14 protein-coding genes and 1 pseudogene are annotated in these 15,501 nt (G+C 41.7%); 8 read left to right on the plus strand and 7 right to left on the minus strand.

Features of this window, described 5'->3' with window-relative positions:
- Positions 1-95: 95 nt before the first annotated feature.
- The 3 genes from AY606_RS12575 to AY606_RS12585 are packed head-to-tail and all read right to left on the minus strand — an operon-like array spanning position 96 to position 2,577.
- Positions 96-1,403 carry a DUF445 domain-containing protein gene (locus AY606_RS12575; protein WP_067869177.1) on the minus strand — a complete coding sequence of 436 codons (1,308 nt, stop codon included), beginning with the start codon at positions 1,401-1,403 and terminating at the stop codon, positions 96-98.
- Between the two features lie 28 nt (positions 1,404-1,431).
- Entirely contained in the window at positions 1,432-1,986 is a 555-nt protein-coding gene (locus AY606_RS12580) for a CC0125/CC1285 family lipoprotein (protein WP_067869180.1), read from the minus strand.
- 51 nt (positions 1,987-2,037) lie between these two features.
- Entirely contained in the window at positions 2,038-2,577 is a 540-nt protein-coding gene (locus AY606_RS12585) for a DUF924 family protein (protein ID WP_067869183.1), read from the minus strand.
- 225 nt (positions 2,578-2,802) lie between these two features.
- On the opposite strand from AY606_RS12585, the gene gshA reads away from it, so the two are divergent.
- Positions 2,803-4,380, plus strand: coding sequence for a glutamate--cysteine ligase (gshA, locus tag AY606_RS12590; RefSeq protein ID WP_067869186.1), 1,578 nt, complete (start codon positions 2,803-2,805; stop codon positions 4,378-4,380).
- 18 nt (positions 4,381-4,398) lie between these two features.
- On the plus strand, positions 4,399-4,923 hold the full coding sequence (locus AY606_RS12595) for a disulfide bond formation protein B (RefSeq protein ID WP_067869188.1): 525 nt from the start codon (positions 4,399-4,401) through the stop codon (positions 4,921-4,923).
- 48 nt (positions 4,924-4,971) lie between these two features.
- Here the strand turns inward: AY606_RS12595 and AY606_RS12600 are convergent, their stop codons facing one another.
- A complete protein-coding gene (locus AY606_RS12600; RefSeq protein ID WP_067869191.1) occupies positions 4,972-6,303 on the minus strand; it encodes a PGAP1-like alpha/beta domain-containing protein in 1,332 nt (443 codons plus the stop codon).
- Between the two features lie 246 nt (positions 6,304-6,549).
- On the opposite strand from AY606_RS12600, the gene AY606_RS12605 reads away from it, so the two are divergent.
- Positions 6,550-7,134 carry a YqiA/YcfP family alpha/beta fold hydrolase gene (locus tag AY606_RS12605; RefSeq protein ID WP_067869194.1) on the plus strand — a complete coding sequence of 195 codons (585 nt, stop codon included), beginning with the start codon at positions 6,550-6,552 and terminating at the stop codon, positions 7,132-7,134.
- Positions 7,135-7,148: 14 nt separating this feature from the next.
- On the plus strand, positions 7,149-9,029 hold the full coding sequence (gene parE / locus AY606_RS12610) for a DNA topoisomerase IV subunit B (RefSeq protein WP_067869197.1): 1,881 nt from the start codon (positions 7,149-7,151) through the stop codon (positions 9,027-9,029).
- 51 nt (positions 9,030-9,080) lie between these two features.
- Here the strand turns inward: parE and AY606_RS12615 are convergent.
- The 3 genes and pseudogenes from AY606_RS12615 to AY606_RS12625 all read right to left on the minus strand — a co-directional run bounded on the left by AY606_RS12615 (position 9,081) and on the right by AY606_RS12625 (position 11,275).
- Positions 9,081-9,786, minus strand: a pseudogene (locus AY606_RS12615) (phospholipase D family protein).
- Positions 9,787-9,906: 120 nt separating this feature from the next.
- Positions 9,907-10,410, minus strand: a complete 504-nt coding sequence (locus AY606_RS12620; RefSeq protein WP_067869200.1) for a GNAT family N-acetyltransferase — start codon at positions 10,408-10,410, stop codon at positions 9,907-9,909.
- Between the two features lie 121 nt (positions 10,411-10,531).
- Positions 10,532-11,275: an outer membrane protein OmpK gene (locus AY606_RS12625; RefSeq protein ID WP_067869203.1), complete on the minus strand. Its 744-nt coding sequence runs from the start codon at positions 11,273-11,275 to the stop codon at positions 10,532-10,534.
- A gap of 487 nt (positions 11,276-11,762) precedes the next feature.
- Here AY606_RS12625 and AY606_RS12630 point away from each other — a divergent pair, with 487 nt between their 5' ends.
- From AY606_RS12630 to dsbD, 4 genes are all read left to right on the plus strand, one after another.
- Complete coding sequence (locus tag AY606_RS12630; RefSeq protein WP_067869206.1) at positions 11,763-12,146, plus strand: HPF/RaiA family ribosome-associated protein; 384 nt, start codon at positions 11,763-11,765, stop codon at positions 12,144-12,146.
- Positions 12,147-12,314: 168 nt separating this feature from the next.
- Positions 12,315-12,860, plus strand: coding sequence for an ankyrin repeat domain-containing protein (locus tag AY606_RS12635; RefSeq protein ID WP_067869209.1), 546 nt, complete (start codon positions 12,315-12,317; stop codon positions 12,858-12,860).
- Positions 12,861-12,870: 10 nt separating this feature from the next.
- On the plus strand, positions 12,871-13,638 hold the full coding sequence (locus AY606_RS12640; RefSeq protein ID WP_067869212.1) for a transporter: 768 nt from the start codon (positions 12,871-12,873) through the stop codon (positions 13,636-13,638).
- An 18-nt stretch (positions 13,639-13,656) separates the two neighbouring features.
- Positions 13,657-15,498: a protein-disulfide reductase DsbD gene (dsbD, locus tag AY606_RS12645; protein ID WP_067869215.1), complete on the plus strand. Its 1,842-nt coding sequence runs from the start codon at positions 13,657-13,659 to the stop codon at positions 15,496-15,498.
- The last annotated feature ends 3 nt before the right edge of the window (positions 15,499-15,501 follow it).

Consider the following 15,501-nt stretch of genomic DNA (forward strand, 5'->3'; position numbering starts at 1 on the left):
TGCCACATCAGTTTATTAAGCATCAATATTAAGCCGTTTAAAAGACATTTTGTTTATTGAGCAATGTCTGCTGCAATTTAAATAGCTGAATGCAACTAAAGCACCACATCTACCAAAGCGCGAATAATCCCCAGCACCAAACCAATAAATGCACCCACGACCACGCCATTGACACGGATCATGTGCAAGTCGCCACCGACTTCATTTTCAATTTTGTCGATCATTTCCCGCGAATCCCATTCATGAATACGCTCGCTAATAAACCGAATGACTTTCTCACTGTATTGGTCACTTAAATTAACCGCAATCCCACTCATCCGGTCATTGAGTAATTCACGTACTGCCGAGTTGGAAATAATATTTTCCCCCACTTGCTGAATGGCAACCCGCAGGTTCTGTGCAATGCCTGAATCGTCTTTGAGCAAGTCGGCTTTAATCGCATCACAAAGAATGACCACAGCCCCGCTAATAAAATTCAGTACTTGTGGGCTATCCAGCAAGGCATCTTTGGTGCTATTTAAACGATGACTGGCATTACTTTCATCATTTGCCAGTTCCAGCATCAACTGATGACCCATTTCTTCAATTTTTTGACGCCACGGATGCTCCGGGTCGGCCAGCATTGATTCCACCCGTTCCACCAGTGAGTCGATGGTACGTTGCTGTACATCAATGCCAATCCAGCTTGCACCTTTGGCCAGTTTCCACACGCCTAATTCCTTGAATAAGGTGCGGGTCAGCTGACGGGTTTCTTCCGGATGTGACATCACCCATTCATGTGCAAGATCAAGTCCGCGTTGTAAGACATCCTGATGAAAATCATTTTCCAGAACTGCACGCAGCATTTCACTGGCCAAGGTATTGATTTGGGTATTGCGCACCCATTGCACGCTATTGCTTTGAATAAAGCGCCCAATTTGTTCCTGTCCCACAAATTCAAAAATTTTCGGTACCGTTTGCTGAATGACTTGGGTGACTTGAGCGTTATTTTCAGCTTTGGCCAGCCATTGTCCAACGGCCAGACTGATATCGGTATTGTGCAGACTTCGCTTCACCACTTGCGGCGATAAAAAGTTTTCCTGTACAAAACGTCCCATAGATTCTGCAATACGGGCTTTGTTACGTGGAATAATTTCGGTGTGATCGCGCATAAATTTAGGAATCGGCATTTTCCCAAACGGGTTGCGGAACAGCACGGTAATGGCATACCAGTCCGCTAAACCACCGACCACACCGGCTTCGGCCGCCAGCATCAAAATATGAATCAGCCAGATATATTCAGGAAGCAGCTTGGCCACCACCATCAGCACTAACCATGTTAAAACCGCCAAAATTAGCGCAATGGTGGCGAAGCGTTTACTGCGTTGCAAACTAGGTGGAGGGGTTACTTCCGCTGGAGTCATGCAATATTCCTGTTAATAGGGCGGTCGGTTATTTTTTGGGTGTCACGACCGGGGGCTGTAAAACTTGTCCAGTCGGACTAAGTCCGTATTTTTGTCCTAACGATTGTAAAATTAAATAGGCATCGAAGGCATCATTCGGTGCTTTTTTCTGATCTTTATAACATTCAATAGTATAGGAAACCTCTATCGGGTCAATATTGACTACGCGCGGCATATCATAAAACGGGTCAGGCCAGAAACCCGGGTAACGGCTATAATAGCCGTATGGATAGTACATTGGGGTGGAGTAGACCAGAGCTTGTCGTGGGGCTTGGCTACGATTACTTGGATCATTCAGGACTTTAAAATAGCGAAATCCATTTTGTAGGGTGGTTTGAGCGGCTTTTACCAAGGTGATTTCTTCGGCTGTCCCAAAACTCATGTTGGGGCGTGCCTGGAAACTAATACGATAGGACTGAGAATTTAAAGGGATATTACTGAATTGACCTAATTGGTCAAAAGTCAGCGGTTTGGAAGGTGTGGTTGCACAGCCAGAGAGGGCAATTGCCGCCACTATGCTTAGACCGATAATGCTATTTTTCATGTTAAACCTCCATACCAATTTACTGTGCGAGGGAGGAGACACAATAAATGTTTAGAAACTGCTGTTGGGTTGGGTTAAAAATTCGAGCTCTTCTGCAGTCGATGTACGCGCTAAAATTTGATTACGGTGCGGATAGCGCCCGAAACGGTCGATAATCGCTTTATGCTGTTTTTCATAATCCAGATTCATGGGATTACCCAGTCGTTGAAATAATTTTAACGCGAATTCATGGATTAATTTCGATTCACTGTGCATAAACGGCATGTATAAAAACGCACGTTGTTGCGGACTTAATTGTTTATCCAAATCCAAGCTAATTGCCTCTTGGGCAAGGGTCAGTGCCAAAGCATCTTGAGCAAAGGCTTGCGCTTGATCACGGAACAAATTGCGCGAAAACTGGTCCAGTACAATAATTTCAGCCAGACGGCCTTCGGCGGTTTTGCGCCAGGACCAAAGCTCGGCTTGTGTAGCTTGATGGTGAATATCACGAAACTGTTGATTAATTAATTCATCAAAATCATCACTTTTTACAAACCATAAGGGCTGTGTTTCCGAATTAAACCAAAAGTCCAGAATATCCAGATAATTCATAATATTTACAATTCCTTAGCACTTATTATTCAATACAATCACAAATTGTAGGTGTCTTATAGAGTAACTTTGTGATAAAAATTTGCCAGAAATAAAATCGACATTTTGTTTGAAAACTATACAGGGTGTAATGTAGCAGCCAAAAATCACGTTATACTGCTATAAACTGATGATTTTATTTTAGTAGTTCTATTTAGTAGTTATCTTCCGATAAGCGAGATTGTAATGAGTCAACCCGAATCGACCTCTCAAGTGCTATTACCAGCTTGGGTGGATTCTTCGCTGTTTAAAGGCATGTTGCGCGGTATTGAGCGCGAAAGCCTGCGTATGCAAAGCAATGGTTTTTTATCACAGGCATCGCATCCAAAAGCACTCGGGTCGGCTTTAACACATCCGCATATCACCACGGATTATTCAGAAGCCTTGATGGAGTTCATTACTCCGCCGCAAGACAGCATAAAAAAAGCATTAGATTATTTAGAAGATATTCATGCGGTTGCACATCGCCATTTAGCAAAGGGTGAAAAACTGTGGCCCTTGTCGATGCCCTGCATGCTCGATGATGACGAAAGCAATATTCGTTTAGCACAATATGGCACGTCTAATGTGGGCCGTTTTAAGACTTTATATCGGCATGGTTTAGGCGTGCGTTATGGTCGTCGTATGCAGACTATTTCAGGGGTACATTATAATTTATCTTTTCCTGATCAAGTGTTTGAAGCCCTGCAACAACAGGAAACTGACGACACGCTAAAAAGTTTAACTTTGCAGGATTATCGCAGTCATCGTTACTTTGGTTTAATTCGCAACTTTATTCGTTTAACCCCGTTGGTGATGTTCCTGGTCGGTGCCAGTCCCTCAGTGTGCCAGTGCTTTATGACCGGGCGTGAACATCACTTATTGCCTTTATTAAAAGGAACTTTGTTCCTTCCTTATGCAACCGCACTGCGCATGGGCAATTTTGGTTATCAGAATTCTGCCCAGAAAGAATTGGGCATTCACTACAATAGTCTGTCTGGCTATTTAGACGGCTTGAAAAAAGCAGTAAAAACCCCTTATGCACCGTTTAGCCGTTTAGGTCTAAATGATGAACAGGGCGAGCCGATTCAAATCAATGATCATGTGCTGCAAATTGAAAATGAATACTACAGCTTAGTCCGTCCGAAACAGGTGCCTCAAGCTGGGGAAACTCCATCTCAAGCGCTTGAGAAGCGTGGGGTAAGTTATGTTGAATTGCGTGCGGTTGATGTCAATCCATATAGCCCGATCGGGATTGATGAAAACACCGCGGCATTCCTGGAAGTGCTGGCACTGCATTGTTTATTACAAGATAGTCCGGATTTACTGGATCCAGAACAAGAACAGATTGAACGTAATCAGGCCGAAGTGGTGAATCGTGGTCGTGCGCCCAATGCATTGATTATTGATGCAGCAGGTGAACATGCCATTGAAAACTGGTCACGTACCCAGCTTACAGAAATGCAACCTTTGGCTGATGTACTGGATGCGACTTATAGTACGACTCTGTATTCAGCTGCATTGGCGATCATGTTTAAACGCATTGATGACGTGGATGAAACCCTGTCTGCACAAGTGATTGCCGATACTTTAGAAAATGGCGGCACCTGGAGCTTTGGCAGTTTCATGGCACAACAACATGCAACGACCTATGAGCAGCATCAATTAAGTCCAGATACATTGGCTTATTTTGAGGGGGTTGCTGAACAATCTTTGCAACAACAACAGCAACTCGAACAAGATAGCAGTCTCAGTTTTGAACAATATCTTGCCGATTATCGATAAAAATTAAGAGGATTCACCATGCAATGGAGTTATCGCTTCGTGAGTGGTTTTTTGTTTTTGGCCAGCGTCATTGGAATGGCGTTTGCGTTATATCTGGAACACGTACAAGGGCTTGAACCTTGTCCATTATGTGTGTTTCAACGCATTGGCCTGATGGGCTTGGGGATTGTTTCTCTGGTCGCTTTTTTGCATAACCCTAACTCAAATACGGCAAAACGTATTTATGCCTTGTTGGGTTTAATCAGCATTCTCTGGTCGGCAGGCGTAGCAGCGCGTCATGTCTGGCTGCAAAATTTGCCACCCGATCAAGTTCCCAGCTGTGGTCCAGGCCTGGATTACTGGGTAGAAACTTTGCCTTTAAAGTCGGTGTTTGAACAAGTGCTGACCGGTTCGGGCGAATGTGCCAAAGTGGATTGGACTTTCTTGGGGCAATCCCTTCCAGTGTGGTCACTGGCCTTTTTTGCGGTGCTGGCTTTGATCAGTTTATGGCAGCTGTTGCGTAAATATCCGTTTGTAACGTATAAACCTATCAAGAAGAAATAAAGATTCTCATAAAAAAGCCAACATTAAGTTGGCTTTTTTATTCTCAAGTTAAGTGAGGGCAATACCTGATAAGTCTTCCAATTGCAGTATGTACTCATGCACCTGTTCTTTCACTTGCTCATCCTTTGGCGGATAGAACCATTTTATAATTTGTTCAGCTACGCTGGGGTGATTATGCAGTTCAAAATGATTTAAGCCATAAAAAATTGCTTTATGTGACTCAGGTACTTTCAATTGAAAACGTGGATTGGGATGTTCGCCTAAAGCACTTTTAATATTCACCAGATAATCGCCCAGTACATTTAAAGGGCGATTTTTTCTATTTTCATAAGCAATAGAGGCGGCAATGAAAAAAGTATTAATGTGAGAAGGCAATGGCGCGGGTTTGCGGTTGTCATCCATCCCGCCAATCCGGGCATGATTATGTTCCCAGTCATCATCACGGACGCTGCCATAACGTAAATCCAGAATCCCGTTACTGCGGATATTGACGATATGCCGAACGATTTTGACAAAGGGAAAGTGTCCCAGTTTATCCTGCATGATAAAACCAAAACGTTCTAAAACGGCGCCATGATGCGGTGAACCTAAACAGACCAAATTTTCGGTCAGATGTATCCAGGGATACATGTTCTGTTTGCCATAAAACAAGGCGCTGCGTAGCACTAAGCCGCCCATACTATGTCCAATCAAGTCAATGCTGGTAATCAGCGGATTACGCCGAATCAGATCTTCGAGAGTGTTGGCAAGACTGCGTCCATTGGCAGAAATACGCCGCCCGGTGTTGTAGTTAAGGTAGAGCATGGTGTTGTTGTCACGCTGTGCCAAGAGCTTTTCGCCAATACCGCCGTACGGATGGTTTGACCAATCCAGATGGTTTAAGCATAAGCCATGCACAAAAATTACCACACGACCGGATAAATCCCCTTTTTGCAGTTCACCATAGTGGTCGTATAACACCATCGGCAGCGCAAGTGGGTTTTGATATTTGAGTAAATAATCCCCCAATATACCGTTTAGCACCCCCACTAAAAAATGCAGTGATGGTGTAAGCGGTTTATCATGCAATTTTGGATATTTTTCAATAATTTGACGTAAACCAGGCGCAAGCAAATAGAGACCGGAATTGAATAAAGTATCGTAGGAGAACTGATACAGTTTTTCAATATATGGAATGCGCTGTAATTTTTTCGAGCGTTGTTCACTCATGCCAAACAAGCTGATCATGATTTCGCGTTGAATAACCTGTATCAGGTCTTGTACCACATCCCCTAAACGGGTCGTAACCAATTGAGCCAAGCCTTCCAGTACATCGGCTTGGCTGGGTGGGGTACGATCCCATTTACAATAGGTTTCATGCAATGGTGTTAAACTTGGCATTTTATCCTATCCTTTTCTGGTCGGGTCCCGCAGGTACTTTATTTTTTCTTAAGATCACGGTATAAATTCTTAGCTTTTAATCTTGTAGGGTTCTCTCGAACAGCTTTTACAATACCGATGATTACCTTTTAGAGTTGATTTTTTTGTCTGACAATTCCTGTTATATCCATATTAAAATAAGGGAGTGATAAGCTTCCCGTTTTAGCATAAATCAGATTCATTTAAATTAATATGAAATAAAAAGTGATGAACATTATTTATTTACATGGTTTTCAAAGTAGTAGCTTGTCCATTAAAGGACAACAGATTAAAGCCTTTTGTCAGCAGCACACCGATTTTCAAGTCTATTTGCCTGATTTAAATATGCCACCGCAACAGGTTTTGGCTTATGTTTCAGATATGATTGCACGTTTAGATCAAGTGGTACTGATTGGCAGTAGTCTGGGCGGCTTTTATGCGACACAACTGGTCGCAAAACACGGGGTGCCGGCTGTTTTAATTAATCCTGCCATGCGACCATGGCAACTGTTTGATGATTTATTTGGCAGCCAGCATATTCCCTATGTAGTGAGTGCCGCATGGACTTTGAATCATACTGATCTTGCTCAACTGGAGCAGATGGCGCTGCCATTTGTGCAAGATGCAGACAAAATTTTAGTGTTACTGCAACAAGGTGATGAAGTTTTGGATTATCGTGAAGCACAGCGTTATTATAGCAACGCTTCACATCAGTCCATGATCATCACAGAAACGAATGGCAAGCATGCGATGGACAATTTCGCAGACAAAATACCGATGGCATTACAGTTTTTATCGGATTGTATAAAATAAGGAAACAGTACAACGTGTCTCAATATACGGCTCAATCACTTGAAGTTTTATCTGGTTTAGATCCGGTTCGTCGTCGTCCGGGCATGTATACCGATACCACTCGTCCAAACCATTTGGCACAAGAAGTCATTGATAATGCTGTGGATGAGGCACTTGCAGGACATGCCGATAAAATTACCGTGACGGTGTATAAAGATGGCTCTTTATCGGTAGAAGACAACGGTCGGGGTATGCCTGTCGATATTCACCCTGAATATGGTCAGAGCGGGATTGAAATTATCATGACCAAATTGCATGCCGGCGGTAAATTCAGCACCGACAACTACCAGTTTTCAGGGGGGTTGCATGGTGTGGGCATTTCAGTGGTTAATGCTTTGTCTAACCGGGTGGAAGTTGAAGTTCAGCGTCAGGGCAATGTCTATAAAATGGCATTTGAACATGGTGAACCGGTTTCACAACTCGAAGTTTTGCAAGGCAAAGCACCCAAGCGCGCTTCAGGCACCAAAGTGCATTTCTGGCCCGATACCAAATATTTTGATTCGCCCAAATTTGCCTTAAAAGCGTTAAAACATAATTTAAAAGCCAAAGCGGTTTTGGCGGCCGGCTTACAAATTGTATATGTCGACCAAATTAATAACGAAAAAATTGAATGGCAATTTGAAAATGGTTTGGTCGACTATTTGATGGATGAATTACAAGACCGTGACATTATTCCCTGTCCTGCTTTTGTAGCAACCGGTGAAGCAGAACGTGCCAGTGCGGAGTTTGCCATTTGCTGGAATGCGGAAGGTGGTGAACAGGTTCAGGAAAGTTACGTCAACCTGATTCCAACGGCGCAAGGTGGTACGCATGTGAACGGTCTTCGTTCAGGTGTCACGGATGCCATGCGTGAGTTCTGTGAACTGCGTAATTTATTGCCACGTAATTTAAAGCTTTCTGCAGAAGATGTATGGGATGGCGTGAACTACATTCTGTCCTTGAAATTTCAGGAACCACAATTTTCCGGTCAAACCAAGGAGCGTCTTTCAAGTCGTGAAGCATCCAGCATTGTGCTGAATATCGCCAAAGATGCTTTTGCACTGTGGTTGAATCAAAACTCTGATACTGCCATGCAGATCGCTGAAATCATGATTGCCAAAGCCGGTCGTCGTTTAAAAGCCGCAAAAAAAGTTGAACGTAAAAAGATTGTGGCTGGGCCAACTTTGCCGGGGAAACTGTCCGATTGTGTCGGTCATACTCTGGATGAATCGGAACTGTTTATTGTGGAAGGGGATTCAGCCGGGGGGTCTGCCAAACAGGCACGGGATAAAAATTTCCAGGCAATCATGCCGATTCGCGGGAAAATTTTAAACACTTGGGAAGTGGCATCTGATGAAGTTCTGGCCTCTCAGGAAGTACATAATATTGCCATTGCGATCGGGGTCGATCCTGGCAGTGATGACCTTTCAGAATTACGTTATGGCAAAGTGTGCATCCTTGCCGATGCCGATTCAGATGGTTTGCATATCGCGACCTTATTGTGCGCATTGTTTGTGAAACATTTCCCGACCTTGGTCGAAGAAGGGCATTTGTATGTGGCCATGCCGCCACTCTTCCGGATTGACGATGGTAAAGACGTTCATTACGCACTAGATGAAGATGAACTAGCATCAATTTTGAAGAAAACCAAGACCAAAACCCCACAAATTACCCGATTCAAAGGTTTAGGTGAAATGAATGCCAGTCAGCTTCGTGAAACGACTTTAGATCCGGATACCCGCCGTCTGGTACAGCTTGATTTAGACGACATGCAATTTACCACAGGTTTGCTCGATAAATTGCTTGCCAAGAAGCGTGCCGGTGATCGTAAAGAATGGTTAGAACAAAAAGGTAATCTGGCTGATTTGGTGGTGTGATTTTTCACTTAGTATTTGCCAATAAAAAGCCCGTAATCGCGGGCTTTTTGATCAGATTTCTAAACTTTCTGACCACAGGAAATAACCCCCGTATTGGCTGGTTTTAAATTCTCCGCCCATGGCTTTGCCTTGTTCTGTGAGTAAATGTTTGCCATTGTCATTGCGTGTTAACAATCCTTTTTCAACAAACTTATCTAATAAATCAGCAGTTTTTAATTTATGTTTTGCCGCTAATTTTGATGAAGTTAATTTAATTGAATGATCCGTGTCCTCATCGTTTTTTTCTTCAACTTGAGCTTGCCCTGCTTTTACTTCATCTAATGAGATTCGAAGTTCATCACTAATGCGAATAATGCGCTGAGATTCTTCATAAGCATCTTTAAATACTTCATCAGCTTCATATTTACGAATTAAAATGCCCATTTCATTGTTATTGACTTGGCTAAATTCATAGAGATTTAAACTTGAAATAATGCATTCCGATTCATTCATATAGCATTTTGCATGCAGATTTTTACAAAAGCTGAGACGTACATAATCAAGTTTTTGCATCCATTTGATTTCATCAGGATGCAAATCACTTTTGCCATAGGACAATACGGATATCAATTTTTAAGCGATTCTTGTCTTCTAACAGTTCTTTAATACGGTCGTTTAAACGTAAATAAGGACTGATTAAGATGAGCCGCTCTTTTGCATTTTTAATCAGTTCTTCCAAGAAAAAATTGGTTGCACTGGTGTTTAAAAACTTAGCCATAATTCCCCGAAAAAGGTTTGTTCAAATTATTTTTGGTTATTAAAGCATATACACATCATTTATTTAGCAGTAAATAGAAAAAATTAAGGCATCATTTTGGACGGTTAAATAACCACAGACTTAATCTAATATTAGCTGCATCAATACCAAATCTCTCCATTGACCGAATTTTTGTCCGACTTGCGGCATATAGCCTGTCTGCTTAAAGCCCAACTTGGCATGTAATACAATGGAAGCTTTATTTCCATGATCAATCGCAGCGACCATGACATGAATATGATGCCGTTTTGCATGATCGATCAGTTTCAGCATTAAAGCCTTGCCTAAGCCTCGTCTGCTAAAGGCTGGATCAATAAACACAGAATGTTCAACAGTGTATTTAAACCCGGTAATTTGACGAAATGAAGAATAATCAGCATAGCCTGCAATGCGTTGAGACTCTAAATCTTCAGCAACAAAGAAAGGAAATTGTTGAAGGGTGAGATCCTTAAACCAATTATGGAAATCATTTAAAGACTTTCCCTTGTCATTCCAGGTTGCAGTTCCATTTAGAATTTCAGCATTATAAATATTCAGGATTTGTTCTAGATCTTGTATTTGAGCGGGACGGATTTGAAAGTCCATTAGCTATGCCGAATAAATAAAGAGAAGCATATTTTAGAAATATTTCCATTTTAGGGCAATAAAAAAGCAAGACCGAAGCCTTGCTTTTAAACACTCATCTAAGATCTAAAAAACGTTGTGCTTAGAAGTGGTATTTAACCAATGCGCTTACGTTGTTTTCATTAGCATTTGGAATACCGAATTTGTTGTTCCAAACGGAATGTTCGATACCGAGGTATAAACGGGTATCTGGTGAAATGTGTTTACCCGCATTCCATTTCCATTGCGTGGTCCAGTTCAATTCACTCGCATGTAATTTTGTTGGGTCACTGTCTTTTTCAGCAGTAGACCAGTCAAGGAAACCGTCAACAAGGAAATCTTCAGAACCTAGCTTAAAAGGAATACCATAAGTGATGGTCATTTGATAATCATCAGCATTATTCTCGTTGTTCGCGCGGTAGAAGTTTACGCTGGCATATTGAGTATAAGGAATATCAAGATCGAAACCTACACCATAGAGGAAGTTGTCGAAGTTGTTGCCATCTTCACTATTACCTTCCCACGTCGTTGCAACCAAAACGTCTTTTACTGGCCCAAATGCAAGTTTTTGACCGGTCACTTCACCCAAGCTTAAACGAGGTGATAATTCAAAATAAGTTGACTTGTGATCATTACCACCATGTAGGCGGTCAACGAAGAAGAATACATCTGCATATTTAACTTTAGCTGCATATTCAACAGTCATAGTGGTTTGCTGATCATCTACCACTTCATAGTTTTCACCATAAAGACCAGTCACGCTGAAGTCTTGCCAGATTGGCGCAGCTTGAGTAAGTGCAGCAGTTGAAGCCAATGCACATGTAGCAAAAATTTGTGTAAGTTTCATTAAAAATATCTCCCCCGAGAAGCAAGCAAAGCATACAGATTCTTTAGCAAAAATAAAGCCAAAATTGATCAATGACTCAAAAATAATTTAATGACCAAAATGTTTTTGAGGTTAAAATTACGCTACAGCTTTGATACTCAAAAATTACATACGGATAAAAAACATAAATCACTTTTAAACCTGATTTTTGATCAATAAAAAATAATATGAGATTTTTCAAATAACTTGGCAAATAAAGTTTAATCACATAATTTTCATATGGATATTAAAAAAATATCAAAATACTACTTGCATCTGCTTCGCTTAGCCCCTTATATTCGAAGCATAAGGACACGATTCTGCAGACTCAAAAGTGTTCATCGTTCAATGTGGAGGAATTCGTTCCAAACTAATTTGAAGATGTTTCGCGCTGTTTTTACAGCAAGTTTAAACGTGCCAAGATAAGAAGTTTTGCACAAAAGATGTGAATAAAAGAGGATGAAATTATATGAACATTGAAATCCGTACAGATAAAAACATTCAAAATAGTGAACGTTTAATTACTTATGTTCGTGCAGAACTGAATGCAGCATTCCAACGTCATAGCGAACGTATTACTCACTTTTCAGTTCATTTTAGTGACGAAAATGCAGCCAAAGGTGGTGCAGATGATATTCACTGCATGATTGAAGCGCGTCCAGCAGGGTTGAAACCTGTAGTGGTCAACCATCGCGGTCATAATATTGATACTGCTATTCATGGGGCCATCGATCGTTTGAAACGTAGTTTAGAGCATCTGTTCGAGAAGAAAGAAAACCCTCGTGCGGCAGTGCCGGTATTTGCTGAAGTCAACGATGCTGATACTGAGGATGCAGAGGATTTAAAAGATTAACTGGCTACGTGCTTCATTAAATAGGAAAAAAGCTCTTCGGAGCTTTTTTTACGTGTGCATATTAGGTAAGCACAATGAATAATAAATAGGCTTGTTATACATTTATCTAAAACAAATCAGTGTTTATTGGGCATAATAGTTTAAAACTGATTGAAGAGAACTTTCTCCATGTTAACAGCGCAACAACAAGTCTTTGTACAAGCAATTGAAGAACTCGATCTTGCTCAAGTGCAACGCCTTTTGGCAGAAGGTCTCGACCCTAATTTTATTGATCCGGAAAAAGGTCCTGTAATTTCTGTCTGGTCAGATGGTTTATTTAAATGGTGGGAACAGATTTGTGAAGCCCATGAAGCAGGTTCCCCCTTGTCTGAACAAGAAAAACAACAAAGTTTGACGGTACATATTGAAATTTTAGAAGCGCTTATTCAGGCCAAAGCCAATGTACATTTATGGGATGCTGAAGAACTGTATGGTCCATTATGGGATGCTGCCAGTGCGGCTTGTGTGCCTGCAGTAAAACGCTTACTCGATGAAAAAGTAGATCCAAACAGCAAGGATGAAGAAGGGCTCACCATTTTATCTTCAATCAGCGATTTATTCTTTGATTGTGATTTTGATGCAATTAACTGGTCAGAAGCTTTGGCAGAAGAAAAACAAACCTTAGAATTACTCCGTAGTCACGGTGCTAAAATGACCAAAGAATTAACACAATAGCGAGAGAAAAATGTCAGCAGTAAAAATAGTAGCTTTGATTGTTGCGGCAGGTTTTAGTATGAATACTATGGCTGCTGAATTTTCCTTCGACCGTCCGGGGGAAGGTTTCAGTACCGGTATTACTCCAGTCGGGCAACTGGCATGGGAACAAGGTTTACCGAATGTCAGTTATAACCAAACCACGGTAGAGGGCGAACAACAAAAAACGGTCACTTTAAATGCAGATATGTTATTGCGTACCGGTTTGGCCAAAGACCTCGAGTTACAACTGGGATGGCAAGGTCCAGCGTGGAGCAAAGTAAAACGTGCTGGTCAGTCAGTTGAAGAAGATGGTTTGGGCGATGTCAGCATCGGACTTAAAAAAGCCATTGATCTGGATGATGACAAGCTGTCTATGGCTATTTTGGCAGAAGCCATTTTAGCGACAGGAAATGATGGCTTTAGCAATCATGATGATATTTATAGCCTGAGCTCTGCCGTAGCTTATGAAGCGACCGATCTGATTAAGACGTCAATCACCATGCGTTACGAAGTCCAAAACAGTAATTGGGCGGTGACGGCTGTCCCAGTCATTGAATATAAAATTGCGGATAAGTGGTCTGGTTTTTCTGAGTTGATTTATCGTAAAGCTGAAAGTGAACCTAATGAATATTCATTGGGTTCTGGCGTTATCTATGCACTAAATGAACACGTGCAAATGGATGCCAGTGTGGGTGTGGACTTGAATGGCAGAGATAAAAGCTATCAATCAGGTTTGGGTATTTCCTTCTTATTTTAATTAAAAATATATAACCATATGAAAAAGCATCTTCAAGATCTTGAGTTTTTGGGCAAGTCTGCAATTAGTGGATTGATTTGTACTGTCATTTTCTTATTTTCAATGACCTTACAGGCGCAGGATCAATTACTTTCCGCAGAAGATGCTTTCTCTTTTACGGTTGAATCCAACCGTGAGCATCAAGCTCAGCTGAATTGGAAAATTCCGGATGGTTATTATTTATATCAACATAAGTTTGAAGTTAAACAGGGAACACAAAAACTGGCTTTAAAACTGCCTAAAGCCAGCGATCTAAATGATGAAAACTATGGGCATACCCAAGTTTATTTTCACAATGTCCAATTCAATATTCCGACCGAAGCATCAAAAATTTATCAGGTGACTTGGCAGGGCTGTGCCCAAGATCGTATTTGTTATCCACCCCAAACGGTCGAGTTTCACACCGATGTCGATGGCTTGGTGCTTCTGCAAAATCAGGCCAAATCCAGCAAACGTTTGCTCGATCTTTCACAGTCGTCAAATAGCATCACAAAGCCTAATACATTTTTTGCAGCTGAACAAAATCATTTAGAAAATGCTAAACCTTCAGTTAGCCTAGATACTGCTCAAGATCAGATGTGGTCGGAAAAACTGGCTAAAAATTCTTTGTTTTATAGCTTGTTGCTGTTTTTTGGCTTAGGTATCTTACTGGCATTCACGCCATGTTCCTTACCGATGTTACCGATCTTGACCTCGTTAATCGTGCGTGACAGCAAGGGCTTAAAAGCATGGATGATTGCCTTGGTCTTTGTCTGTAGCATGGCCATGGTCTATGCCATTTTAGGTTTAATCGCATCATCAGCAGGACTGAATTTCCAGCGCTGGTTGCAGCAGCCTTCTACCCTGATTGCTTTTAGCGCGCTATTTGTCCTGTTCGCCTTAAATTTATTTGGCCTGTTTGAAATTAAATTGCCGCAAGGCTGGGTTAATCGTCTGGATCAGGCCCAGTCGATACAAAAAGGTGGCAGCTTAATTGGTGCAGCTATCATGGGCATGATTTCGGCACTGTTGGTTGGGCCGTGTATGACTGCACCTTTAGCCGGGGCGTTGTTATTTATTTCCCAGACCCAAAGTCAGTGGCAGGGAGCAATCTTGCTGTTCACGCTGGGTTTTGGTATGGGAACCCCCTTGCTTCTGGCCAGTGTGTTAGGTTCCAAGATTCTGCCTAAAGCGGGGCTATGGATGCACCAGATTAAGGTGTTCTTTGCTTTTATTATGTTGGCCCTGGCCCTGTATTTTATTCGTCCGTTAATTTCTGAAGCTTGGCTGCAATGGTTAAGTTTGGGCTTAGGCATCATTTTTATCGCTTATTTAAGCTCTCGAATCATGCGACAAACAGCTCCATTCAAGTGGCTGTATATTTTGGCATTGCTCGTGGTGGTTCCGTATCTGGCTTATACGCAATATCAACACAGTCAACGCTTCTTTGTCGAACAAAGCACTACTCAGGCAACATGGCGTGTGGCAAAAACAGCCGATGAATTTCAGCAGTTATTAGCCAGTGCACCCTCAGATCAAGGCATTATTATTGATGTATACGCCGATTGGTGCGTGGCCTGTCAGCCGATTGAACATCGTGTCTTAAAATCAGCACAAGTGCAGCAAGCCTTGGCAGCTTATTTTCTGATTAAACTGGATTTGAGTCATTACGATGCAACCCATCAGGCATTGCTGAACAAATGGGATATTTTAGGCCCGCCCACCTATTTATTTTTAAATTCAAAACAACAAGAAATTCGCGGTTTACGTTTAACCGGAGCATTTAGTGAAGCCGAATTATTGAAACAGCTTGATCTGTTTCAAAAGCATACAGGACAATAAGTT

This window comes from Acinetobacter sp. SFB (assembly GCF_001647545.1).
GTDB lineage: Bacteria > Pseudomonadota > Gammaproteobacteria > Pseudomonadales > Moraxellaceae > Acinetobacter.

Excerpts from the sequence above, each read along its gene's own strand:
- AY606_RS12575 (WP_067869177.1), bottom strand. The coding sequence starts at position 1,403 with ATGACTCCAGCGGAAGTAACCCCTCCACCTAGTTTGCAACGCAGTAAA.
- AY606_RS12580 (WP_067869180.1), bottom strand. The coding sequence starts at position 1,986 with ATGAAAAATAGCATTATCGGTCTAAGCATAGTGGCGGCAATTGCCCTC.
- AY606_RS12585 (WP_067869183.1), bottom strand. The coding sequence starts at position 2,577 with ATGAATTATCTGGATATTCTGGACTTTTGGTTTAATTCGGAAACACAG.
- gshA (WP_067869186.1), top strand. The coding sequence starts at position 2,803 with ATGAGTCAACCCGAATCGACCTCTCAAGTGCTATTACCAGCTTGGGTG.
- AY606_RS12595 (WP_067869188.1), top strand. The coding sequence starts at position 4,399 with ATGCAATGGAGTTATCGCTTCGTGAGTGGTTTTTTGTTTTTGGCCAGC.
- AY606_RS12600 (WP_067869191.1), bottom strand. The coding sequence starts at position 6,303 with ATGCCAAGTTTAACACCATTGCATGAAACCTATTGTAAATGGGATCGT.
- AY606_RS12605 (WP_067869194.1), top strand. The coding sequence starts at position 6,550 with ATGAACATTATTTATTTACATGGTTTTCAAAGTAGTAGCTTGTCCATT.
- AY606_RS12620 (WP_067869200.1), bottom strand. The coding sequence starts at position 10,410 with ATGGACTTTCAAATCCGTCCCGCTCAAATACAAGATCTAGAACAAATC.
- AY606_RS12625 (WP_067869203.1), bottom strand. The coding sequence starts at position 11,275 with ATGAAACTTACACAAATTTTTGCTACATGTGCATTGGCTTCAACTGCT.
- AY606_RS12630 (WP_067869206.1), top strand. The coding sequence starts at position 11,763 with ATGAACATTGAAATCCGTACAGATAAAAACATTCAAAATAGTGAACGT.
- AY606_RS12635 (WP_067869209.1), top strand. The coding sequence starts at position 12,315 with ATGTTAACAGCGCAACAACAAGTCTTTGTACAAGCAATTGAAGAACTC.
- AY606_RS12640 (WP_067869212.1), top strand. The coding sequence starts at position 12,871 with ATGTCAGCAGTAAAAATAGTAGCTTTGATTGTTGCGGCAGGTTTTAGT.
- dsbD (WP_067869215.1), top strand. The coding sequence starts at position 13,657 with ATGAAAAAGCATCTTCAAGATCTTGAGTTTTTGGGCAAGTCTGCAATT.